This window comes from Ulvibacterium sp., from assembly GCF_965248315.1.
GTDB lineage: Bacteria > Bacteroidota > Bacteroidia > Flavobacteriales > Flavobacteriaceae > Ulvibacterium.
The window spans coordinates 2,162,853-2,186,508 of the sequence record NZ_CBDFIX010000002.1 but is presented as its reverse complement, the minus strand read 5'-3'; the positions used below and the strand labels follow the sequence as shown (position 1 = coordinate 2,186,508).

20 protein-coding genes are annotated in these 23,656 nt (G+C 40.4%); 5 read left to right on the top strand and 15 right to left on the bottom strand.

Annotated elements, in window-relative coordinates; genetic code table 11:
- Window positions 1-255: 255 nt before the first annotated feature.
- Both ACP2AF_RS11005 and ACP2AF_RS11000 read left to right on the top strand, forming a co-directional pair.
- A complete protein-coding gene (locus ACP2AF_RS11005; RefSeq protein ID WP_425236204.1) occupies window positions 256-441 on the top strand; it encodes a hypothetical protein in 186 nt (61 codons plus the stop codon).
- 472 nt (window positions 442-913) lie between these two features.
- Window positions 914-1,375 (top strand): COG2426 family protein, encoded by a 462-nt coding sequence (locus ACP2AF_RS11000; protein ID WP_425236203.1) that lies wholly within the window; start codon window positions 914-916, stop codon window positions 1,373-1,375.
- Between the two features lie 459 nt (window positions 1,376-1,834).
- On the opposite strand, the gene ACP2AF_RS10995 is transcribed toward ACP2AF_RS11000, so the two are convergent.
- Window positions 1,835-2,542: a LytR/AlgR family response regulator transcription factor gene (locus ACP2AF_RS10995; RefSeq protein ID WP_425236202.1), complete on the bottom strand. Its 708-nt coding sequence runs from the start codon at window positions 2,540-2,542 to the stop codon at window positions 1,835-1,837.
- Complete coding sequence (locus ACP2AF_RS10990; RefSeq protein WP_425236201.1) at window positions 2,539-3,564, bottom strand: sensor histidine kinase; 1,026 nt, start codon at window positions 3,562-3,564, stop codon at window positions 2,539-2,541. Before ACP2AF_RS10990 ends, ACP2AF_RS10995 begins: the two co-directional genes overlap by 4 nt.
- Before the next feature lie 228 nt (window positions 3,565-3,792).
- Between ACP2AF_RS10990 and ACP2AF_RS10985 the strand changes: the two genes are divergently transcribed.
- Window positions 3,793-4,908, top strand: coding sequence for an NAD-dependent epimerase/dehydratase family protein (locus ACP2AF_RS10985; protein WP_425236200.1), 1,116 nt, complete (start codon window positions 3,793-3,795; stop codon window positions 4,906-4,908).
- A 48-nt stretch (window positions 4,909-4,956) separates the two neighbouring features.
- On the opposite strand, the gene ACP2AF_RS10980 is transcribed toward ACP2AF_RS10985, so the two are convergent.
- From ACP2AF_RS10980 to ACP2AF_RS10950, 7 genes are all read right to left on the bottom strand, one after another.
- Window positions 4,957-7,188: a DUF4838 domain-containing protein gene (locus tag ACP2AF_RS10980; RefSeq protein ID WP_425236199.1), complete on the bottom strand. Its 2,232-nt coding sequence runs from the start codon at window positions 7,186-7,188 to the stop codon at window positions 4,957-4,959.
- 16 nt (window positions 7,189-7,204) lie between these two features.
- Window positions 7,205-9,445 (bottom strand): GH92 family glycosyl hydrolase, encoded by a 2,241-nt coding sequence (locus ACP2AF_RS10975; RefSeq protein ID WP_425236198.1) that lies wholly within the window; start codon window positions 9,443-9,445, stop codon window positions 7,205-7,207.
- 41 nt (window positions 9,446-9,486) lie between these two features.
- Entirely contained in the window at window positions 9,487-11,817 is a 2,331-nt protein-coding gene (locus ACP2AF_RS10970; protein ID WP_425236197.1) for a GH92 family glycosyl hydrolase, read from the bottom strand.
- On the bottom strand, window positions 11,804-12,850 hold the full coding sequence (locus ACP2AF_RS10965) for a carbohydrate-binding family 9-like protein (protein ID WP_425236196.1): 1,047 nt from the start codon (window positions 12,848-12,850) through the stop codon (window positions 11,804-11,806). Before ACP2AF_RS10965 ends, ACP2AF_RS10970 begins: the two co-directional genes overlap by 14 nt.
- Before the next feature lie 46 nt (window positions 12,851-12,896).
- Window positions 12,897-13,862 (bottom strand): glycosidase, encoded by a 966-nt coding sequence (locus ACP2AF_RS10960; RefSeq protein WP_425236195.1) that lies wholly within the window; start codon window positions 13,860-13,862, stop codon window positions 12,897-12,899.
- A 4-nt stretch (window positions 13,863-13,866) separates the two neighbouring features.
- Window positions 13,867-15,708 (bottom strand): sodium:solute symporter family protein, encoded by a 1,842-nt coding sequence (locus tag ACP2AF_RS10955; protein ID WP_425236194.1) that lies wholly within the window; start codon window positions 15,706-15,708, stop codon window positions 13,867-13,869.
- Window positions 15,709-15,796: 88 nt separating this feature from the next.
- Window positions 15,797-18,067, bottom strand: coding sequence for a GH92 family glycosyl hydrolase (locus ACP2AF_RS10950; protein WP_425236193.1), 2,271 nt, complete (start codon window positions 18,065-18,067; stop codon window positions 15,797-15,799).
- A 363-nt stretch (window positions 18,068-18,430) separates the two neighbouring features.
- On the opposite strand from ACP2AF_RS10950, the gene ACP2AF_RS10945 reads away from it, so the two are divergent.
- On the top strand, window positions 18,431-18,994 hold the full coding sequence (locus tag ACP2AF_RS10945; RefSeq protein ID WP_425236192.1) for a YeeE/YedE family protein: 564 nt from the start codon (window positions 18,431-18,433) through the stop codon (window positions 18,992-18,994).
- Window positions 18,991-19,404: a DUF6691 family protein gene (locus tag ACP2AF_RS10940; protein ID WP_425236191.1), complete on the top strand. Its 414-nt coding sequence runs from the start codon at window positions 18,991-18,993 to the stop codon at window positions 19,402-19,404. The genes ACP2AF_RS10945 and ACP2AF_RS10940 overlap by 4 nt, the downstream gene beginning before the upstream one ends.
- 17 nt (window positions 19,405-19,421) lie before the next feature.
- Here the strand turns inward: ACP2AF_RS10940 and ACP2AF_RS10935 are convergent, their stop codons facing one another.
- From ACP2AF_RS10935 to ACP2AF_RS10910, 6 genes are all read right to left on the bottom strand, one after another.
- Entirely contained in the window at window positions 19,422-19,697 is a 276-nt protein-coding gene (locus tag ACP2AF_RS10935; RefSeq protein ID WP_425236190.1) for an ATP-dependent Clp protease adaptor ClpS, read from the bottom strand.
- A 33-nt stretch (window positions 19,698-19,730) separates the two neighbouring features.
- Window positions 19,731-20,570, bottom strand: a complete 840-nt coding sequence (prmA, locus tag ACP2AF_RS10930) for a 50S ribosomal protein L11 methyltransferase (RefSeq protein ID WP_425236189.1) — start codon at window positions 20,568-20,570, stop codon at window positions 19,731-19,733.
- Window positions 20,571-20,671: 101 nt separating this feature from the next.
- Window positions 20,672-21,421: a triose-phosphate isomerase gene (gene tpiA / locus ACP2AF_RS10925; protein ID WP_425236188.1), complete on the bottom strand. Its 750-nt coding sequence runs from the start codon at window positions 21,419-21,421 to the stop codon at window positions 20,672-20,674.
- Window positions 21,411-21,920: a TlpA family protein disulfide reductase gene (locus ACP2AF_RS10920; RefSeq protein ID WP_425236187.1), complete on the bottom strand. Its 510-nt coding sequence runs from the start codon at window positions 21,918-21,920 to the stop codon at window positions 21,411-21,413. Before ACP2AF_RS10920 ends, tpiA begins: the two co-directional genes overlap by 11 nt.
- A 4-nt stretch (window positions 21,921-21,924) precedes the next feature.
- Window positions 21,925-23,022, bottom strand: a complete 1,098-nt coding sequence (locus ACP2AF_RS10915) for a BT_3928 family protein (protein WP_425236186.1) — start codon at window positions 23,020-23,022, stop codon at window positions 21,925-21,927.
- Window positions 23,019-23,579, bottom strand: a complete 561-nt coding sequence (locus ACP2AF_RS10910; RefSeq protein ID WP_425236185.1) for a DUF1599 domain-containing protein — start codon at window positions 23,577-23,579, stop codon at window positions 23,019-23,021. Before ACP2AF_RS10910 ends, ACP2AF_RS10915 begins: the two co-directional genes overlap by 4 nt.
- Window positions 23,580-23,656: the final 77 nt, after the last annotated feature.

Here is a 23,656-nt window from a genome sequence, read left to right as displayed (position 1 = left end):
TTTATGAACGGTAGGGCAGCTAACCGATCATTCCGTAATCTATTGATAATCAGAATACTTTCCGACCCTCGATTCGATATATATATAAATCATCTGAATGAGGCCTACTAATATCAGTAAATTTAATACGTATATTACTACTTTTTTTATAAGATTTAACATTGGTTTTAAAGTTTAACAGTTAATTGATGGTAGTTTCATCGAAAAATTTGAGAATTAACTGTCATGACATTCGTTTTTTCGTACATTTCGAGCATGGAACATTTTAAGAAAACTAAAAAGAAATTGGATTTATCATGGGCCGAACTGCACGAGGCCAATATCAATCTCCAGATTTCCATTCAACAAATGCAATGGGCAAGACAAGATTTGCGTGAAGCGTTACAAAATAGTAAAATCAAGGTCGAGGATAAAAAATTAAAGAATTTTCTGGAGCTTTAGGATGAAAAAATCCGTTGATAAAGCTGATAAATTGGAGACTATCATTCTTGAACGGTATCGCATTTTGTGAAAAATAGCGAATTCCCAGTTTAAAAAATGATACTAACGCATTAAAGGAAACTAATAAGCCCATACCCGTTTACAGTTAACGGTGAGCCAGGTAATCCTGCTACAGGATTGTGTATTGTTTCATCGTATTTTAATCATTCCTTTTTGAATTGATTTTCTTTCAACAAGCCTTTGGCAACCTATTCATGAATTTGGTGCGGATTAAGTTGCCATAACTTACGTGTAAACCAAGAGCAGTAAACTAAAACATCTTGATTTTAATCATCTAATGGCACTCTCTACTGCAATCTATGTAATCGTATGGGTAAAATTAACAGGACTAACGTCGTTTTTAAGGAACATTTATGATTCGTGTCCCTCCAATTCCTTAAGGCAAGTGTAGTTTAGCGGTTTAACCGTTACCATGCCCGTATTGGACATAATCATATCGTTTTTGTGGAGCCTTTCTCCATTTGGAGAGGCCAAAGTGGGCATACCCTATGGATTGTACAGTGGGTTGAATAGTTACTTGGTATTTGTGGTCTGTTTTGCGGCCAATCTTCTCGTCTTTCCCATTATGCTGTTTTTTTTGGAAAATTTGCATCGTTATTTACTACAATGGAGGTTTTATAAAAAATCGGCAGTCTTTGTGGCTAAAAGGGCAAAGGTAGGCTCTGGGGAAAAAATCCGGAAATACGGCTTTTGGGGTCTCGTATTCTTTGTTATGCTACCTATTCCCGGTACCGGGGTTTATGCAGGAAGTATCGCGTCTTATTTGTTTCAAATACAAAGGCGCAAGGCATTTTTTGCCAATGCATTGGGTATTTTTTTGTCCTGTGCCATTATTTGGGCAACTACATTGCTTTACATTGAGGGAAGAGGCTAAATACCTCCCAAATGACTTAAGAAGATAGGACTAAAGACTTGCCGGCGACAATTGCACGTTTTATTTGCGGCTTACCGGAATATGGCTTGCTTTTACAATCTTTAAGGTAATTGAGCCAGGTTTATTCCTTAAAACCCATTATAAACCATCATCTTCTTAATAAGTAAGAGTACCACTGCCACAAATAAACAACAGGTAAAGGTAAACACCTTCTGTAAATTGATACGTTCTTTCATAATCAACATGATTTAGGATACCTCAAATTTGGGGCGACCTAAAATCATTTCAGAGATTTATCGATGTATGAAAGGCTTTTTGGTATGAAATAAAGCAATACTTCCATTTATCGGAATCAATATACACATGGTCTAGAAACGGTATTATCCTAAAATTGGGATTAAATGACCCTTTTTATAGACTATCCGGAGGGAAAACGATTAAATTCTATAAAGAAGTGGTTTATAAGGTCTTTTCCTTCAAATAATCCCATACTACTGTTTTATAGGTCCTTCCTATTGGGATGACGTCCCCATGTATCCATAAAGAGTCGGAATCATATTTTTCTATACGGTCCAGGGAGACCAAATAAGATTTATGTACCCTTGCAAAATTATCTTCGGAAAAAACCGAATGATAATAGCCCAGATTACCTTTTACTTTTAGTTTTCGGTCGTGCAGATGAATAATACAATAGTTTCGATTTCCATGTATATAACCAATATCCCGTTCATGAACCTTAACATAAACAGACCCTTCCTTACAAAAAAAGTACCGATCCTTATTAATCTCTTTGGTCATTGAAGAGACCTTTGGCATAGATTTCATCTCCATGGCCTTGCTTACGGCAGAAAGAAATCTATGATAAGGTATTGGTTTCAGCAGGTAATCGACCACGCCCAATTCAAGCGCCTCCAAAGCATATTCCTTAAAGGCTGTTGTTATGATAATTTTAGGCGGATATTTTAAAATCCTGATAAACTGTAATCCTTTTATTCCAGGCATTTGAATATCCAAAAAAACCAAATCTACCCTTTGGGTCTGTACATAATATAAGGCCTCGAAGGCGTTTTGAAAAGACCTAAGCAAGGTAAGGCCCTGCGTTTTTTTCAAATGCTTTGTCAAAACATCAATAGCCAAAGGCTCGTCATCAATAATTACGCACTTCATTTTTTGACTATAGGTATTTTTAAGTTAATTAAAAATCTATCTTCCATATCATTTATAGTGAGATCATATCTTCTGGGAAAAACATGGTCCAATCGTTGTTTAACATTTTTAAGTCCTATCCCATTTTCAGTTTGGCTTTCTTCAAAAAACGAGGGTTTTGAATTCTCCAGATCCAACATCAGAATATCTTCAAAGAATTCAATTTTACATCGTATCCAACATTTTTCATAATCTTTGGAGATACCATGCTTAAATGAATTTTCAACAAACGGAAGAAGGAGCAAAGGTGGAATCTTTTTATGGACTGTTATTCCTAAAACGGTATAACTTAAATCCAGTTTGTTACCATATCGCATTTGCTCCAAAGCAATATAGTTCCCCAGACATTCCAAATCTTCCTCAACGTCTACCAGTGATTCTTTTGCCTCATACAGAATAAAACGTAGAAGGTCCGAAAGTTGAACTACCATATGCGATGCTTTTTCCGGGTTCTCCAATATTTGGGCATACAGCCCATTTAAGATATTAAAGAGGAAATGGGGATGCAGCTGGGACTTTAGGAGTTGTAGTTCATTTTGAATGTTTGATTTTGAGCGATTGAGATGGTCCAGTTGCTGTTTTTCGCGATCCCGTAACAATTTAATGACCACTGCCATTGAAGATACTATAATGAGATCCAACAAAGGGGAGATAAGTTTTGTTGGGTTACTCGGAATGAGCTTGGTATCAAGGTCAGGAAAATAAATCGGATAAACAGTTACCCATACCAACAATCGTAAAAAAAATATTCCGACAATCAATAGTATGGCAAATTGCAAGAACGCCAGCCCATACTTTTTCTTTAACACAAATTGGGGTAGAATAAAATACAGCGTGGCGTATACCATAAGAAATTTTGCAGGCAAAGATGCCAATTCATAAGTGATATGTAAACCCAGGTTGGGTTCCTGAACATAGTAAATCCCTACCGTAAAGAGGATGTACAGACACCAGAAAACACCATGCCTCACTAGTTTTTTCATGGACGAAGAAATCTTAACCAATTTAGTGGTAAAATGGTTGCATAAATCAATACTAGGTATAAAAAAACAAAAATTGAGTTCTAATTACATAATAATGAGTACCAATTACAAAAAAGTGTTTTTTGTATGTCTTTGTAAAAGATAGAAGGCTGTTGGTACTATTCTGTAAAAGGAAGAATAATTGAAATCCTATTTTTAATTCGGTCAATAGAACTAAAACTTGGACTTATGTATACCAGTAGACGAAAATTCCTAAAAGATTTCTCCATGATGGGAGCGGCAACCTTCTCCATGCCATTTGTACTACCCAATCCCATATCCGCCGTTAAACTAAACGTGTTGGTATTGGGCGGTACAAACTTTTTGGGACCGGCAATCGTAAATTCACTTGTCGACAAGGGACATAACGTAACCTTGTTTAATAGAGGAATTACCAATCCGGATTTATTCCCTAAGCTTTACAAAATAAGGGGGGACCGCAAAAAGGGTATTTCCGGATACCAGAATCTAAAAAATGGAAAGGAAATTTGGGATGTGGTTATCGATGTATGGCCACAAAACCCAAATTTTGTCCAAAACGCCATAACTGTTTTACAAAATAGAACCAAACACTATGTATTTGTTTCCAGTATTGCCGTATATGCCAATTATGGACCCATAGGATTAGATGAAAACACGGCAAGGCGAAAAGGTAATAGCTATGAGGAGGGCAACTACAACCTCAACAAGGTGCTGTGCGAAAAAGCAGTAGAGGAAGCATTCCCCGGTCAGTTTACCATAGTGAGGCCTGGTGCAATTGTCGGGGATCGGGATTCCGGTCCCTTTGGAAGATATCTGCTAAACCGGATCAAAAACCGAAAAGAAATTTTAGCGCCCGATTCCAATGATCCCGTTCAATTGATAGATGCCCAGGACATTGGTACGTTCATTGCTTCTTGTCTTGAAAAAAAAGTTGGGGGCCATTTTAATCTAGTAGGCCCAGCCTCAGCAATGGGCTATAAGGACATGCTGATTCAGGCAAAGAAAGCGTTGAAAAGCAAAGTAAGGATACTATGGATGGACCCTAAATTTTTGGTCGAAGAAGTTAAGCTTGAACCTTTTATGGAAATTCCTTTTTGGATTCCTGTCGCTTTTGATCCTGAACCTGGTTTTTATCAAATTAGTAGTAAAAAGGCCATAGAAGATGGACTGGTGTTTACGGATTACGACGAGACCGTTAAAACAAGTTATCTCTCTTTTAAAGAGAAAAGATTCATTGAGGAGGAAGGATATGATGTGGTTTTTGGAATATCCGAAGAAAGGGAGAACAATATCATCGAAAGATGGAAGGAAAAAACTAAATAGATTCTATCATGAATTCATAGTACCTGTTTTCCTTCTTGCTCAAATCAATTAATTAACAATTATTTCATCAGCGAAGGTCCAAGAAGGTAATCCAGCCGCATGATGCCAATATGGCGTTTTGGTATTCTTTGCCTGAATTTTAACGTAACGTGCTTGTAACGGTTCAAAGTCCATATCAAAATACTGGATGTCGTTTACTTTACTATCTTTTTTTAGGGGATAAGGATTAGGCACTGTACCCAGCATACGGAAATACTTGTCGTCCAAAGATATCGAATAGGACACTGAGGATGGCAAGAACACGATGTGATTGGTTACCTGTAAAAAAGCAAGGGAGATGGTCCCTATCTCCACGGGTTCCCCTAAATCCAAGACCACTTCCATATCGTTTCCTTCGTATCCCAACCAATTGGCATAAAAACTACTCCCCCCCAAGGCACCGTCCGTAAGGACTAAGGGATCTTCATCAGCATATTTTTTGGGTTTCGATAAAGTAACTACTTTTTTGCCTTTGGCTTTATTGGGTTTTTGAGCGATTTCCAGGGCGGATAGATAATTTTTACCATACTCATTTACCGTAAAGCCCATTTCATTTATGAGTTCTATATTGTGTCCTGAAGTCGTTTCCATAAAGTTATCCAAAACGGACACTACTCTAGGATTGGCTTTTTTTGTTCCCCCATCATCCATAATCATTAAACTGTACTTTTCATCGATACTTTTTCTACTGGCTTCTAAAACCGCATAATCCACCCCTAAACGGGCTTTCTTTACCCTGGCCACCAATTCTTGGCTATCGGCTACTACATTTTCGGCCTTATCGAACAATTCCATGTATTTGGTCAATAGTTCCGGCCGTAGATAGGAACCAAATGCCTCGGAAGGGTCCCCATATAGGAATAAAAAGAAATCTGTATCTTTTTCCAGTTCGCTATGAATCAAATCTACATAGGCCTTAATGTACGTTCCGGCTACCCCGTAATACCCCTCGGTAAACTCTACCAACAAGGCATCCAGATCCAAATCGGGGTTCCATAACAATTTTGCCGTTATGTACGACCGTAGTTCAAAAAGTTCACTTGGATTATGGCTATGTTGTTCAAAGACCCATTTCGCATTGTTATCCCTAAATAATTGAATGTTGGGCCGTAACGCATGTAAATTGGGAAAGGGTGCCAGAAAATTGGTGAACTGGGTGGTATAATCCCAGATTCTCACATTATCCGTTAATCTTCCCCAACCCTCCAAATCCTCGGCAAAATCGGTACACTTTTCAGCAATAGGTGCTGCACGGTCACACTCTATGGAGCAAAGGGTTACCAACACATTGTCTGCTGGTCTAGTCTTGGAGGGTTTACGGGTATACTGATAGGCCAAGGTAGAAATAGTTTTATCCGGAAAATCGGCGGCCACTTCATTTACAAAGCGGATCATGGTCCCCGAAGGACTACCTTCTTCCCTATCGATCTTACTGCAAGCATCACATTGACAGTGCTGCTGATTATCGTCCTGACTTACCGAAACAACTGAAGCTTGCGGATTTCGTTCAAACAAAGCGGATACAGAATCCTTAACGATTTCCAATACCTTTTCATTGGTTAGGCACAATTGGGTGGGCAATCGTTGATCTCCTCTTAAGGCATAATATTCTGGATGGGATCCATAGAATTTCTCCTCCGGCAAAAACCGATGAAAAGTATGAACCCTAGCTCCCTGAGCATAGTATGGAAAGGACTCATAAGTTACTTTTTGCTGGTCGGCAAAACTTTTGTTTTCATAGAATAGTTTGGAATGTACCGTTCTCGTAGTTATCTCCGGTGTATACACATAACCGATAGGTTCCAGTACTATAGACGATATGGAGGGAATTTCCATAGCATCGGGGGCATACCATTTACATCCCAGGTAACGCTCTAAAAATTCATAGACCGCATACCGGGTATCCAAATCGGAATGGCCAAAAATGAACAAGTCTTTTTCCTGTGTTCTGATGACAATTTGATGGGGCTCCAATGGCTCATCGTTTCTATTTCCAACATAGATTTTATGTTTTGAAGCATCTTGGGAGCTTTCATCCACAATATCCAGTGCCACCCCACTTATTTTTTGCAAATACTCCTGTAACAATTCCGCTGATCGATACTGGCTTTCCGTAGCTTCACCCAAAACCACTATTTCATAATCCGACTTCCCATTGTCGAAGATCTGTAGCCGGTCCTCGGTACATGAAACATGGAAAACCATCACAGTTGTTAGAAATAGGGATATGATTCTTGGCATAGCTTACGCATAAAAATTAATGGGATACCATTTCAAAATACAAGGTGGAAGCGTTGGTTAAATCATTATGTGAAATAAAATATCCTTTAAGCGGTTTTCCATCCACCTTGATGGTTTGGATCTCTGCATTCTTTTCTTTTGGACCGCTGCTTATTATTTGCAATTTTTTGTTCTTATAGTACTTATCATCCAAATGAACGGTAATGGTATCAAAAACTGGTTTAGTCAGGGCATAAACAGGTTCGGCAGGCGTAATGGGATATAACCCCATCATAGAAAATACCGCCCAGGCGGACATGGTTCCCGTATCATCGTTTCCAGGCAATCCGTCCGGGCTGTTCTTAAAATAGGTTTCCAAAAGCTCGGATACCTTTTGTTGGGTGCGATGTTCCTGACCCTTTACATAATTGAACAAATAGGGGTAAGCGATATCCGGTTCGTTGGCCATATCAAATTGATCCTTGTCAAAAACATCTTGAAGCCGGTCTGCAAAGGTTTTGGGGCCTCCCATCATTTTCATCAATCCCTTTATATCATGGGGAACCATAAAAGTATATTGCCAAGCATTGCCCTCAATGAATCCCAAGTTTTTTTCAAAATTGGCCCCGGATTCCGGATTGTAGGGTGTAAGCCAAGTGCCATCATCATTTTTTGGTCGTAAAAGATTAATGTCAGAATCAAACAGATTCCTATAGGAGATGGCTCTTTTGGCAAATCTTTTTTGATCTTTCTTTTCGCCCAGGGCCTTGGCCAATTGAGCAATCGCAAAATCGGTAATGTTATACTCTTGCGTTGTGGAAACCGAACCGCTATTGGTAGTCTTGGTCGTCAAATATCCTTTATCCAGATAATCTTTAATTCCCGGCCGGAGCGGATTGTTCTCTGTTTGGTCCGCACTTTTTATCATGGCCTCGTATGCCTTTTGGACATCAAAATCACGGATTCCCTTAAGATAGGTATCTGCAATGATGATTCCAGCTGGGTCTCCCACCATAGTGGTTGTCTCCGTGGCGTTTAATTCCCATTTCGGAAGCCAGCCGCTCTCATCATATATCTGCAACATGCTCTTCACCATGTTGGATTGTTGCTTGGGATAAACCAGGCTCATCAACTGATGTAAATTGCGGTAGGTGTCCCAAAGCGAAAAAACCGTATAACGGGTCCCATCCGTTTTTAAAGTTTCCCGTGTCCTCATTTTGGGATAGTCCCCATTTGCATCGTTTAGGGTGTTCGGATGTATCAAGGTATGGTACAAGGCCGTATAAAAGTTGATTTTATCCTTTTCCGTGCCCCCTTCCACCTCAATCTTGGACAAATATCGATTCCATTCATCCTTGGCACTTTGTAGAATTTGATCAAAACTTCTATCGGAAGTTTCCTTTTCCATGTTTTCCCTGGCATTGGCTATACTTATATAGGATATGCCAATTTTCAATTCCAATTGGGTCGGTTCCTCAAAACTGTATCGCATATACGCCCCAATGCTATCACCAACAACTTCTTTGGTATAGCCCCGCATTAATCTGGTTTTCCCATTGTAACCCATCCATTGGGATTCGACCCCGTTATATTTTGTTGGTTTTTTCCAAGTTCCAAATTCTTGTGCCGGTCTTGAAAAACGGGCTACGAAATATACCGGATAGGCTTCTTCCGGCTTGTAGTAGCAAAATGAACCGACCGACCGCATTCCCTCTATTTCAGTAGGGGAAACCACCCTAACGCTTGCTCCCTGCTCATTGGTAAGTCCCAGACCTAAATTCAATAGAACATTCGAATCCCCTTTGGGGAAAGTGTAATTGCTGACCCCTACCCTCGTGGTAGCGGTAGCCTCCATCTTTATATTGTATTTATCCAAATGATTGGAATAATACCCCACTTCGGATACTTCCGAGGAATAGGTGGATCCGTATTTCAAATGATCCGTCTCTATCTCACCGGTAGTTGGCATGGCCAAAATAACGCCAAGTTCTGGACAGCCTACCCCACTTAGGTTGACATGGCTGAACCCGGTCAAAAACCCATTCTCGTGAACATAGGGCGTGGACAACCAACGACTGTCTTTTTCCAACGGCAAGTTTTGTTCTCCTGCCACATTAAAGGGCGAAACGTTGGCCATTCCCCTCACAGCAATGGGACCAGGATTTGTGGTACCAAAATTGGAAGTTCCGATAAACGGATTTACATACTCCACAGGCTGCTTTTGCCCATAAAGGGAATTGATGAAAACCACGGAAAAAAGAAAAAATCTAAAAGTCATAATTTGTTTGAATATCGCTTTCAAATGGTATTTTATGGTCTTTACTCATTGCTTAATGAATACGGTACGGATTCTGACGATACCCCCCAATTTGTATTCGGTTCCGATCCCATTTCAAAAATAAGTTCCCCTCCTTTTTGAATGGATTCTACTCCCAGCCAAGTTTGTTCAAAATTGAGCCCATTGAGATTTGCGTTATGAATGTAGGGCCTACCTTTTCCATTTCCGTCGGCTTTAATCAAAAATGTATTCCCGTTTTCCAAGTGTAGTTTTGCCTTATCAAACAGAGGACTACCGATTACAAATTGATCAGTTGCCGGTGCTACAGGATAAAAGCCCAAAGCACTAAATACATACCAGGCCGAAGTTTGTCCGTTATCTTCGTCCCCACAATATCCGTCCGGAGTTGGGGTATATAACTTGGTCAATACCTCTCTAATCTTTTCTTGAGTCTTCCAAGGCTGACCTGCGTAGTTATACAGGTATATCATATGTTGAATGGGCTGGTTGCCATGTGCATAATTCCCCATGTTCATAATCTGCATTTCACGTATCTCATGAATGGTAAAACCATAGTATGAATCATCAAATATCGGTGGCATTTCAAAAACATGGTCCAGCATCTTCGTAAACTCATTAGCTCCGCCCATTAGATTGATAAGGCCCTGTACATCATGAAAAACAGACCAGGTATAGTGCAGACTATTCCCTTCTGTAAAAGCATCACCCCATTTTAAGGGGTTAAAAGGAGACTGAAAATTCCCGTCCTTATTCTTGCCCCGCATTAGTTTTGTGGACGAATCATAGAGATTTTTGTAGTTCATGGACTTGGAGAAGTACATTTCTGCCAAGCTATCCTTGCCCATGGTTTTCGCCATGCGGGCTATGGTAAAATCCGCATAGGCATACTCTAAGGTACGGGCCGCGTTTTCATGGATATCCACATCATAGGGAACATAGCCCAAATCGTTGTAATAATCCACACCTTCTCGTCCCACGGAAGTTTCCGGCCGACCTTCTTCCACTGTGGCATTTTTAAGTAATGCTTCAAGCAATATGGATTTATCCTTTTCGGGTACATTCCCTTGTAAAAAGGCATCCACGATAATCGGTGCCGAATTGGAACCGATCATCACATCACGGTGTCCGGGACTGGCCCACTCCGGTAGCCAACGCGACTCTTTATACGTATTGGCCAGGCCTTCCATAATCTGGGAGTTTAGGGTAGGATACATCATGTTGAAAAAGGGAAATACCGCACGAAACGTATCCCAAAAACCATTATCCGTAAACATGTAACCGGATTCTACTTTGCCGTTATACGGACTGTAATGGACCACCTTGTTATCCTTGTCCAATTCATAGAACTTCCTAGGAAATAGGAGTACCCGGTACAAGCAGGAATAAAAAGTCCGTATATCATCCAAATTATCCGAAGTTACCTGAATGCGGTTTAGTTCCTTTTCCCAGGCCGAAGATGCTTTTTGTAGGGTTTGATCAAATGTGTCACCACTTATTTCCCGGTCCAAGTTCAATTGGGCCTGCTCCGGACTTATAAAGGAGGAAGCCACCTTTACATGCACCTTTTGGCCCCTTTTGGTCTTGAATCCAATGATAGCTCCCACATGATCACCTTCGCTCTGGGTTGTATTCTCTTTTAACTTCCAATTATCCTCCCAGGTATGGGTCAACTCAAAATCCGTATCGAACTGGGCCACAAAATAATTATGGAAATTCTCAGGAACTCCTCCGCTATTATTCCTGCAGTACCCGATTATCTTTCTTTCATCAGGGAGAATCTTAACCATAGAACCTTTATTGAACGCATCGAGTACCACATAAGCGGAATCGGTTTCCGGAAAGGTAAACTTAAATTGGGCCGCTCGTTCTGTTGGGGTCACTTCCGTGATAACATCATAATCCGCCAAATAAACGCTATAGTAATCCGGGCGTACGGTCTCCGATTTATGCGAGAACCAGGAGGCCCGCTCATCCTCCTGGAAGTTTAATTCACCGGTAACGGGCATAAAAGAAAAGGCCGCATAGTCGTTGACCCATGGACTCGGTTGATGGGTTTGTTTAATACCACGAATCTTATAATCATCATAATTATAAGTCCATCCATTCCCCATTTTAGCCGTCATTGGCGTCCAAAAATTCATACCCCAAGGCATAGCAATGGCCGGATAGGTATTCCCATTGGAAAGGCTAAATTCTGAATCTGTACCCATTAAAGGGTTCACATGTTCCAACAAAGACATTTCCAGGTCTTTTTTCCCATCTTTCTTCTCCACCTTTGGATTCACACAAGATATGGCCCCTACTATAATGAAAAAGCAAAAAGCACCTATAATAAGACTATTTTTCTTCATGAGTTTCAAATTTTCCGTCGTTCTTAACTATCAGCGTTTTGTTGGTAAAGGGACTCTTTGTCCAAATAGTAAACCCTGTTTTGCAATCCTCCAATATGGGTGTGAAAGACTTCCCGAACAGTTCTTTTGAGAACCCAAAAATTTCATCGTTTGCGGATTTCCCTTTTGTATCTTCTTTCCTTCTATCCCTAAAATTTCGGTACAATTCGTAAAGATGCCATTTAATATACTCATCTTTTGGTATTGAAAAATCATCTTTTCCCCCGGTTCTATTCGTCGAAAAATAGACATAGCCCCAATGCTCCGGTTCATGCATGTTGATGACACCTTGCGGAGACCATACCCAATTGTATTCGGGAAGGTATTTTCCATTTTCGTCCTTTTTTCTGGAATAGCGTCCATCCGTCAATTCATAATCCCAATTGACCCTTGAAAAGTTGATTCGCCAAAATTCATTTTTGGGAAGGTTTTTGCTATTGCTGGCCTCGGTAAGCACCGACCAAGGAATGGCAATTTCAACACTCCATCCCGTATCGGAATCGTTGGATTTGTTCAAAGTTCCGTCCACGTAAACTGCCGATTTTAGGCCCTGGATATCCCAACTGTCCAAAACTTTTCCTTGGTTTCTATAGGGTTTGGTTAAAAATAGATCCCAAACGGTGTTCAGGGCGTTCATCTCAAACTCCATATAATTGTGGGTATCCCCATCCGGGTCTATGAAAATCTCAAAGTCATTATTATAAAAAATCACCGTGTCCCGTTGCTTTAAAGTTCCCCAAATATGTGGTTCTTCCATTTGCGCAAAAAAATAGAGATAGGTATTGTCCCAAAGCATTTTCATTTGGGTTTTATATTCGGGTATTTTCATCCCTTCAATATCAATGAAATCCGAACTCCATTCTACATTGGACCACGAAGGTTCATTCGCTTTTCCATCAATACTAAGCGCTTCCAAGGTCTTTAGGGCAACATATTTTCTCGGTGTTTCTTGACCGGCCAACTGTATGCAACCCATATACAAAAGAAAAAGCATTAGGTTTACCGTTTTGACTCTTTTCAAAGACTCATCCCCCATTTACCTATAAACTGTTTTGCTTGGTAAAAGCAATTATTTCCGAAATATGGCCAAATGCCAAAGCAGTTACCGTATCGGCTGCCCCATAATACAATGCCAACTTGTCCTCCTCCTCGGAATGTAAAGTGGCACACGGAAAGATGACGTTAGGCACATCACCTACCTGTTCATATATTTCCGTAGGGGCCATTAAGTAGGGTTGTGTCCGATACTTAACTTTATCCGGTTGGTTTTCATCCAATACCGCGGATCCCATGGAATAGCGAAAACCATTACAGGTCTTTATCACACCGTGATAAAACACCAACCAACCTTCGTTTGTCCAAATAGGTACCGGACCAGCGCCTATCTTGGCACATTGCCATGCACTATCATTAAAGGAAGCGGCTTTCATCACACAGCGATGTTCGCCCCAATATTTCATATCAGGGCTGTAACTTAAATAAATATCACCGAAGGGGGTATGACCATTGTCACTTGGCCTGCTGAGCATCGCATATTTGCCATTTATTTTTTTTGGGAATAACACTCCGTTTCTATTAAAGGGTAAAAATGCATTTTCGCATTGATAGAATTCTTTAAAATCAAACGTATAAGCAATACCAATGGTTGGACCATGATAACCATTGCACCAAGTAATCCAATACCGGTCCTCAATGAAGGCAACTCGTGGATCATACTTATAATCCGAGTCTATCATCTCGGTATTACCCGACTGCATTTGTATGGGTTCATAATCTATATTCCAATGGACACCATCTTCACTGAAACCAGCATGGATGTTCATTTGGACCGCTTTGTTATCACAGCGGAAAACTCCGGCAAATCCATTTTCAAAAGGTACCACCGCGCTATTGAAAATACTGTTTGATGTGGGAATGGCGAAACGATCTATAATAGGGTTGGCATCATAACGCCAAAGAACATCTTCCGAATCTTTTGGCTTATCCTGCCAAGGTATTGTGTTCATTAATTCAGTTTTTGTCTACTAACTCACTTGATTTTAACTTGTCATACCAAGTCCTTTTCAGGATTACGGATGTGATTATCATTAGGAGAACCACAAAGGCCATACTATAATATTCCTTAATTATGAGGTAAATGGGGAAAAGGACAAAGGTCATCTGCCAAACAATACCTACCAAACAATTAAATGCATCCCTTAAAAAATTCCTATTCGGTTCAAAACCAGGGTCTTCCTTTTGTATCTCTCGAATAACGGGTTTCCAGAAACCCCATGGTTTTGTTGTTCTATAAAAATGTTTTAACACCTCCATATCATCCTGTTTTGCAAAAATTACACCTAGGAAGCAACCTATAAAGGAAATAAGCAATATCAGTGGAAATAAGTAGATTGCGGCCGTATCCGGGTATAATTGTGGGACTATGGTCGCCGCGACAAGACCGGCCAACATTCCCCAAAAATATCCATAAGAATTAAACCGCCACCAAATCCATTTTAGCGCATTGGCCGCGGCGTACCCGCCGTACAGAGCTGAAGTAAGCCATAATGTAAGGGTATTGATGGAAGAAGCAAAGAATCCGCCAATAAGTCCTACTACCACAATGATAATGGAAGATAAATAGCTGTAGCGTACATAGGTCTTTGCTGAAGCATTTGGGTTGATGTATTTTTTATAAATATCATTTACAATATAGGCTGGAGCGGCATTGATAAAGGCTGCAAATGTTCCCATAAAGGCAGCTAAAAGACCTGCCAACAAAAGACCTTTGAAACCTATTGGAACAAAGCGTTGAATGGCGACCGGAAGCAAGGTCTCAAAATCAATTCCCTCTCCCATAGCCTGCAATTCGGGGCCGAGATATACAATTCCCAAAACGGCAAAACCGGCGATCATCAAGTATCTTGGTATGGAGAGTACTACAATGGTCAAACCGCTCATTTTGGAAGCTTCTACTTCATTACGTGTGGAGAGTACGCGTTGCATGTCATAACTGGGCACAGGACCGGCCAAACTGGCGAAAATACCCTTAAAGATCATCATCATCAACAAAAACCCAAAAAGGGAAAAACCGTCTTCTTCGATCTTGGTATTTACACTATCTATATACCCCGTCCAATCCAAATCCAATTCCCAGCCAAAAAAGACATTATGCCAACCCTCTGGTACGGCAGCGGTTACTTGATCGGCCGTAATTGAATTAAAGGCGATATAGCCTATGACAAAGCATGAAATCGTCATAATAATGAACTGCAGGACTTCGGTACCAACAACACTATACATACCTCCTTTTAACGTATAAATAGTGGTAAGTCCGATGATAACCAAGGCATAGGCTTGTTCTGAATTAACTGCCAAAGGACCCAATTCAAAAGCGAGGTCCCAAGGAAAAAATATGGTCGCAAACTTCCCGATGCCCTCAAAGAAGTAAGAAATAAAACCCAAAGTGCTTATGATAGCAAAAACGGTAACGATAATATGCGATAATTTGGCGCCAAAGGTCTTGCCAAAACGATAGGTTATCCACTGGGCTCCCGTCATTACATTGGAACGTCTTAGCCAAGCGGCCAGAAAGACCATAATGAATACTTGGTTCCAAATGGGCCATAACCAAGGCAACCAAGCACTTTTAAGGCCATAAACGAACATAATGGTCACCGCCCACATGGTACCCGAAATATCGAACATGCCCGAGGCGTTGGAAAGCCCTAAATAATACCAGGGTATTTCATTGCCTCCCAAAAAATAAGAATCGATATCCTTGGAAGCCCTTTTTGAAACCCAAAGTCCAAAAAGAACCGTAATCACTACATAGCCGATAATTATTCCGAGGTCAATACTTGATAGTTCCATATATGAGTTGATTGGTCTTTAAAGTTTGGTTTATGGTTTACGAAAAACTACTGTCTTTTGAATTTCCTTGAGCCTATCATTTTATCGACTACTCTGGTGCAACTGCCCAAACCTTGTTGGGTCGGGGGCCCATGACAAAATCCAAAGTACCACCGGAAACAATTTCACTATGCCGTACGTAAGTTCTATTCAAAGGTTCTCCGTTGAGCATTACCGACTGCACATATCTATTTTCATCTGATGTATCGGGAGCTGAAATTACGAATGTTCTATTATTTGGTAATTTGATGGTCGATTTTTTGAATAGCGGACTTCCTATTTCATATTCCAGGGAAGCGGGGTTCATAGGATACATACCTATGGCACTCATAACGTACCAAGCAGACATTTGTCCGCAATCTTCATTTCCGCTCAAGCCATCCGGTTGGGTAGTATATTGTGAATTTAAAATCTCCCTTGCCCAATATTGGGTACGCCAAGGCTGGCCTGCTTTATTGAACATGTAGGCGATATGATGACTAGGCTCGTTCCCATGTGCATATTGTCCGATCAATCCTGAGATATCCGCTGAAACATTGTCTCCCTTTAATTCTGAGCTCTCGGTAAAAAGTTGCTCCACCATTTTGGAAAAGGGTTCGTTTCCGCCATGTAATTCTATTAGGCCCTCAACATCGTGCAGTACATACCAACTATGTTGCCAGGCATTACCCTCGGTGTAATCTGTATCCTCAATATGGTTGGCCACCTTGGGGTCAAAAGGTTCGTGAAAGGTAGCGCCGTCCGAGGATTTACCTCTTAGAAATCCCGAGTTGGGGTCGTGGAAATTTTGATAGGCCCTAGAACGTTCGTTGAAATATTCATAATCCTGTTTTTTACCCATTTCCTTTGCCACTTGGCCCATACACCAATCGTTATAAGCTAGCTCCAGACTCATGGAAACGGATTGATCCATTATATCGTAAGGGATATACCCAAATTCCTTATAGGGGGCCAATCCTCTTTCATCGCCCATCATTGTTTTTTTCATGGCTTCAAAAGCCTTGTCCGTATCATAATCCCGAATGCCCTTTAAGTAGGCTTCGGCAATAATGGAAACGGAATGGTATCCGGGCATGGTCCCAGTTTCGTTTCCGGAAAGTACCCAAACCGGCAAAACCCCACTTTGATCATAATAGGTAAGCATGGATTGTACCATATCATTTACAAGTTCAGAATCCAATATACCCAAAAGTGGGGTTTGCGCTCTAAAGATGTCCCACAGGGAAAGTGTGGAATACATGTGGAATCCTTGGGCTTTGGTGATACTGTCATTTTGTAAACGGAATTCGCCATTGGCATCACCAAACAATGTTGGAGCGACTTGCGTATGATAGAGCGAAGTGTAAAAAATAGTTTTTAATGAATCTACTGGGGTTTCAATATGAATCTTATCGAGCAAACTATTCCAACTATTTTCGGTTTCAAGTCGTACCTCATCAAAACTTTGAGAACCATATAATTTTAGGTTCATCTTTGCATTCTCTATACCGACTGAAGAAACGGCCACCTTCAATTCTACTGAGCCCTTATGCCCATCAAAATAGAATTGTCCTCCGGTTTTTGTACCTGTAACTGTATTGGTATCCTGCATTGCTACTCCATCTACCGCCAAACTGTAATACTTAATAGGCCTTGATGTTTCAATAACAAAAAACACCTTTTGATTCCTTGCCCAACCTTTACTGAAGCGATAACCGGAAATCAAGGTGTCGTTTTCGAGCTGTGTAGTACTGCCCGTTGCTTTGTCCCAGTTCACCTCGTAACCTAAATCAAGAATAAAAGAGGAAACTTCTTCCTTGTTTTTATACGTGTATCTATGATAAGCTACATAATCATTTGCTGTCAACTCTACATCTATTTCAGGGTCTTCCAAAAAAACCTGATAGTACCCTGGAGAGGCTTTTTCATTGGCATGTGAAAACTTGGAAGTGTACGGCAAGGTATCCCTACCGCTCCCAAAAAGTGTAACATCAACCTTTTCTGTAGCAGGCATTAAGAGTACATCCGTTAAATCACCTATCCCCGTTCCACTGAGATGCAGTTGTCCGAAGCCAGAGATGATAGAGTCCGAAACATGATATCCCGAACACCAATCCCATCCTGTAATACCATTGTCAGGACTTGGTTGTATCCTTCCAAACGGAGCAGTGGCACCTGGATAGGTATGCCCGTGCCCCCCTGTACCTATAAAGGGGTCTACATAACCGAGAATAGTCTCCCCAGGGCTGTCTTTTGATTCAATTTCGCTACCGCAAGAAAAAAAAAGTACAATGATGAGGACAAAGAAAAGGGAGTGAATTTTTACCATGGTCATAGTCATAAATACCACCATTTGTATGTGTACTGGTGGAAATCAATGCTAAAAATAAGTAAAAGCAAGTGATTTCATAGTTGGTAATATAAGGTTTTGGAAATATAATTTAGTATAGCGAAAAACCGTTCCAAAAATCATGGACCCATAAGCTGACAAGTAAAGAAATTTACCCATATCGCATGTTGGATTGTTTAGGGACTAAAAAGAAGAGCTATTGGTCTCCTAATGCTTTTACAACAGATTGTGTGCTGGTATTTAAAAGTGTACCTATTATTTCCGATATTGGAACTTCACAATAATTAAAGTATGTAACTTATATTACACGATACGGGACAGCAACCTATTATTTTTGACAAAAAGCGAATTGCTATGGATTTTTTATTACGACCTTGGCCTTGGTATGTTTCGGGCCCATTGATTGCCCTGGTACTCTTGATCTTGGTCTATTTTGGGAAGACCTTTGGGATGTCCTCCAATCTAAGAACTTTATGTAGTATAGGTGGTGCCGGAAAGTATTCGGACTTTTTTAAATTTGATTGGAAGACCTATCGGTGGAACCTCGTTGTTGTTTTGGGTGCCATTTTCGGTGGCTTTATAGCCGTTACCCTCCTGTCCGATGGTTCCACTATTGCCCTTAATCCTGAAACTGTTTCAGATTTGCGTGAATTGGGTTTTTATAATGCCGGAGAATCCCTGCTTCCTGCTGAAATTTATGATTGGGGGAGTGTCTTTAGCCTCAAAGGTTTGGCCATATTGATCGTTGCAGGATTTTTGGTCGGTTTTGGCACACGCTATGCTGGGGGGTGCACCTCCGGCCATGCCATTACGGGATTGAGTAACCTCCAACTGCCTTCACTTATTGCGGTGATAGGTTTCTTTGCGGGTGGACTTATTATGACACATGTATTGCTACCTCTAATTTTTGGAACATGAAGCTTTTAAAATTCTTTCTTGTGGGCATTTTTTTTGGGATTGTCCTGGTAAAGTCCGAAGCCGTATCCTGGTATCGAATTTTTGAAATGTTCAAATTTCAATCCTTCCATATGTACGGAATTATTGGCTCAGCTGTATTTCTTGGGATGTTGTTTCTTTGGTTGATAAAAAAAACAAATCTTAAAAGTATTGATGGTGATGCCATACATCTTCCACCTAAGGATAGGGGATTTGTCCGTTATATTATTGGCGGTAGTATTTTCGGGCTGGGTTGGGCATTGGGTGGTGCTTGTCCAGGGCCTATGTATATCCTTTTAGGTACAGGAGTATTTAGTATGTTAATCGTTATTGCTGCCGCAGTTCTAGGCACCTTTGTATACGGTGTCTTAAAGGATAAGCTACCTCATTGAATAAAAATGCTCCTACCTTAAACGATTTCCGCACTCAATCCTGCTTGTAGTAATCTACTGCATCTAGGTTCCAAGTCTTTATATTCACCCGTTTTCACCGTACATTTTCCATTGTAATGGACAATCAATGAACATTGTTCCGCTTGTACGGGAGAGTGATCGCAGACATCGATCAAGGTTTCGATGACATGTTCAAAGGTGTTTACATCATCGTTAAAGAGGATTATCTCATTTGGCTTTATCGTTTCCTCTTCTAAAAGGAGCTCTTCGGATATTTTTTCTTTAGTGCTCATTACAAGGTTTTTAACCATAAACTTAAAGATATTCTAAAATACATATTTTACGGCAACCCAATTATTTTTTTCAATATTTTTTTCAAATTTCAAACCTACGCCGGTACATTTTGCGGAAATCACAATAATATCATCATAATAAAACCCACTTAAAAAAAGTGAACCATTTGGTTTCAGGCAGTTCGCGTAGACCGCTATATCCTTCAACAAAATATTCCTATTGATATTGGCTAAAATAATATCGTATTCCTTGCGCTGTGGAATTATGGAGGAGTCTCCTTCCAAAACTTGAATGTTATGACAATCGTTCCGCTGCACATTTTCCAATGCGTTAAGATAGCACCAATGATCAATATCAATAGCATCAATATCGATTGCCCCTTTCATCTCCGCCAATATTGCCAAGACTCCCGTTCCGGTTCCCATATCCAATATGGATTTTCCCTCAAAATCATAACTCAATATATGTTGCAACATCATATGGGTAGTTTCATGATGGCCGGTTCCAAAACTCATTTTCGGTTCAATAACGATGTCGTATTTTGAGTTGGATTTTTCATGAAATGGCGCACGGACCGTGCATAGATCGTCGACTTGAATTGGATTAAAATTCCTTTCCCAAGTAACGTTCCAGTTCTCCTGTTCTATTTCCTTGGGTCGATAGGAGATTTTAAAATAAGGGTTCTTTAGAATAAAGACCGAATCCAAGATATCTTCCTTCCAATCTTGTTTTTGAAGATAAGCCTGGACACCTTCCTGCGTTTCTACAAAACTTTCAAAACCCAATTCGCCCAGTTCCGCAATTAAAATTTCGGATGCAGGTTGCAAAGGGTGAATTTTAAAGGTGTATTCTATATAAATAGTATTGGGCAATGTTCCAGTTTTTAGCAAAGAAGGTTTTCTGAAAACATAATCCAGGCCTCTCACCGGTTAAGCAAACGTATTAAAAGTCAATTCCCCAAAACGATCTAGATTTAAATCGCTTTGATGATTGCCACAAAATCATCGGCCACTAAGGAAGCTCCTCCAATGAGTCCACCATCCACATCCGGCTTAGAGAAAATTTCCTGGGCATTCCCAGGTTTTACACTTCCGCCGTATAATATGGATACTTTATCTGCAATGGAGGCATCGTAGGCATCTGCTATCGTTTTACGAATGAAGGCATGCATTTCCTGTGCCTGTTCCGGTGAAGCGGTCTCTCCGGTGCCTATGGCCCAAACGGGTTCATAGGCCAGCACAATACTGTCCCATGCACTGTTTTCTAAGGAGAAAAGCGCATTCTTTAGCTGCCCTTCCACAATCTTAAAATGATTTCCGGCCTTGCGCTCATCCAATTCTTCCCCGAAACAGAACATCACCCGCATTCCTTTCACCAATGCCTTGGTCACCTTCTTTGCAAGAAGCTCGTCCGTTTCCCCAAAATAGGCCCTTCTTTCGGAATGCCCCAAAATTACCGTATCCACTCCTATGTTAAGAAGCATATCAGCTGAAATCTCCCCGGTATAGGCCCCGTTTTCCTCAAAATGCATATTCTGTGCCATAACCTGAATTGTTGAAGATTCCAAAACATGGGCGGAACGGGATAAATTCACAAAAGTAGGGGCAACCATTACTTCAGCTTCCGTATCCGGTAATTTGGCTGAGAGTTCGGCAAGTAGTTTTTCCGTTTCCTCTAAATTATTGTTCATTTTCCAGTTTCCTGCGACTATTTTACTTCTCATATTGTTCGTTTTTCAAGTAATTTAAAATTTTTACATCGTCCGCTTTAATGGCCTTAAACAGTTCAATATTGCCAGAGCCATCCAAAATCATATATCTTGGAATCCAATCCAGGTCCAAATCGTTGAATAAATCGGATTTCCAGCCGTTGGTGGCCCAATAATGCGCCCCATCTTCAATTCCAAATCGGCGAATTCCCTTTTTCCAATGGGTCTCGTTCTTATCAAGCGATATGTACACAAAGGACACTTTTGGATATTCTTTCTTCAATTTCTTGACCTTGGGCATCCCCACCACGCAATCCTTGCACCATGAAGCCCAAATATCCAAAAAAATTGTTTGCCCCTTATTTTCATCCAATATGGATTTAAAAGAAACCTTTTCACCTTTTTCGGTTAATAAAACATCATTCAAAGCTTCCTCGGAAAACGTATCTTTTTGGGCATTTCCGCCCAAAAACAAAAATAAAAAGATTCCAAGAAGAAGTCTTTCGCTTTTCATAACATCAATTAAATTGGAGTTCATCCAAATCGTTGTAATGTACTTTCTGTAAAATGGTTCCTTGTTGTAAAACCAGTACCCCAGGATTGGAACGAACTATAGTTTTAAGTGTAGTTTCATCAGTAAAGTAAAAGTCAAAATTCAATCCAAAGTCCTTTACTAATCCTTTAGTCTGTTCTTCATTGGAAGCAGACATTCCAATCACTTTGTAACCTTTATTTAGTGCCTCATCGGTCACTTTCTTGATTTCAACGTAAGTACTTCTTTCCGTTTTTCGAAGATCGTAGGCAATGACCATAACCAATTTCTGCTCTTGCAACAACGCAGAGGCAAAATCCTCACCCTCTTGTTCTATGGTAAAGTCATGAATCGGTGGTTCGTATCCTTCTTGGATTTCGGTTGTTTCCACATCCAAAAATTCACCATCTACAGAGGGATATTCTCCATTGGTGACGATTATTTGTTCTTCCCCATTCACTTTAAATCGCCATGCATACTCAAAGACAGCTTTGGGTGCATCGTCAGGAACAAGCATGCCCTGTTCAATATTCGCCCCAATTTTATAGGGTCTAAAATCGATTACCGGCAGATGGTTAAGCACATGATTCGCATAGAGAATACAGAGTACCAGAGCAACGAGGGTCAGTATCCGTTTTGTATTGGAGCCAAAAATTGAGCCTATATACTTCTTCCCGACGAACAATAGCATTATCAAAACCAATAACACGATATCCTTTGTAAAGGATTCCCATGGGGTTAACTTAATGGCGTCACCAAAACATCCGCAATCTGTTACCTTATTGAAATACGCTGAATAAAATGTAAGAAAGGTAAAGAAAACAATCATGAGCAAAAGGCTCCAAATTGTAAACTTTACCCGAAAACCTACTAGTAGCATCACGCCCAACAATACCTCGAATATGACAACAAAAATAGAAATGGCGAGCGCATAGGGTTCTAAAAAAGGGAGATTCAATACTCCTTGGCTAAAATACTCTTCCAGCTTAAAGGAAAACCCAACAGGATCGTTCAACTTGATAAATCCACTGATAATAAATAAAACCCCAACAAATATGCGGCTAAAACCGACAAGATATTTCATTCCGTAATTTCAGATTTGGTACTAGCGTTCAAATGAATGAGTGCGAATATGGCATAATTTATCATATCCTGATAATTGGCATCTATACCTTCACTTACCAATGTCTTCCCCTTGTTGTCCTCAATTTGCTTTACCCGCAATATCTTTTGTAAGATAAGATCGGTCAATGAGCTTACACGCATATCTCGCCAGGCCTCACCATAGTCATGATTTTTGTTTTCCATAAGGGCTTTGGTTTCGGCCACATGCCTATCATAAAGCACCAAAGCTTCAGACCCAGATAAATCCGGCTCGCTTGCAATTCCCTTTTCCAATTGGATGAGGGCCATTATGGCGTAGTTGATAATTCCAATAAATTCGGATTGTTCGTCCTCATCCACTTTTCGTACCTGGTTCTCCTGAAGACCTCGGATGCGTTGTGCCTTTATAAAAATCTGATCGGTAAGGGAAGGAAGTCTAAGGATTCGCCAGGCACTGCCATAATCCTTCATCTTTTTTTGGAACAAATCCCGACAAATTTTTATTACGGCATCGTATTGCTCGGAAGTGTGCTGCATTTATTTCTTTGGTAATTTGCGTAAATTTCGCTTAAAAATTTGGAATCGTCAAAGTTCGTGATCTAAACTTATTGGAG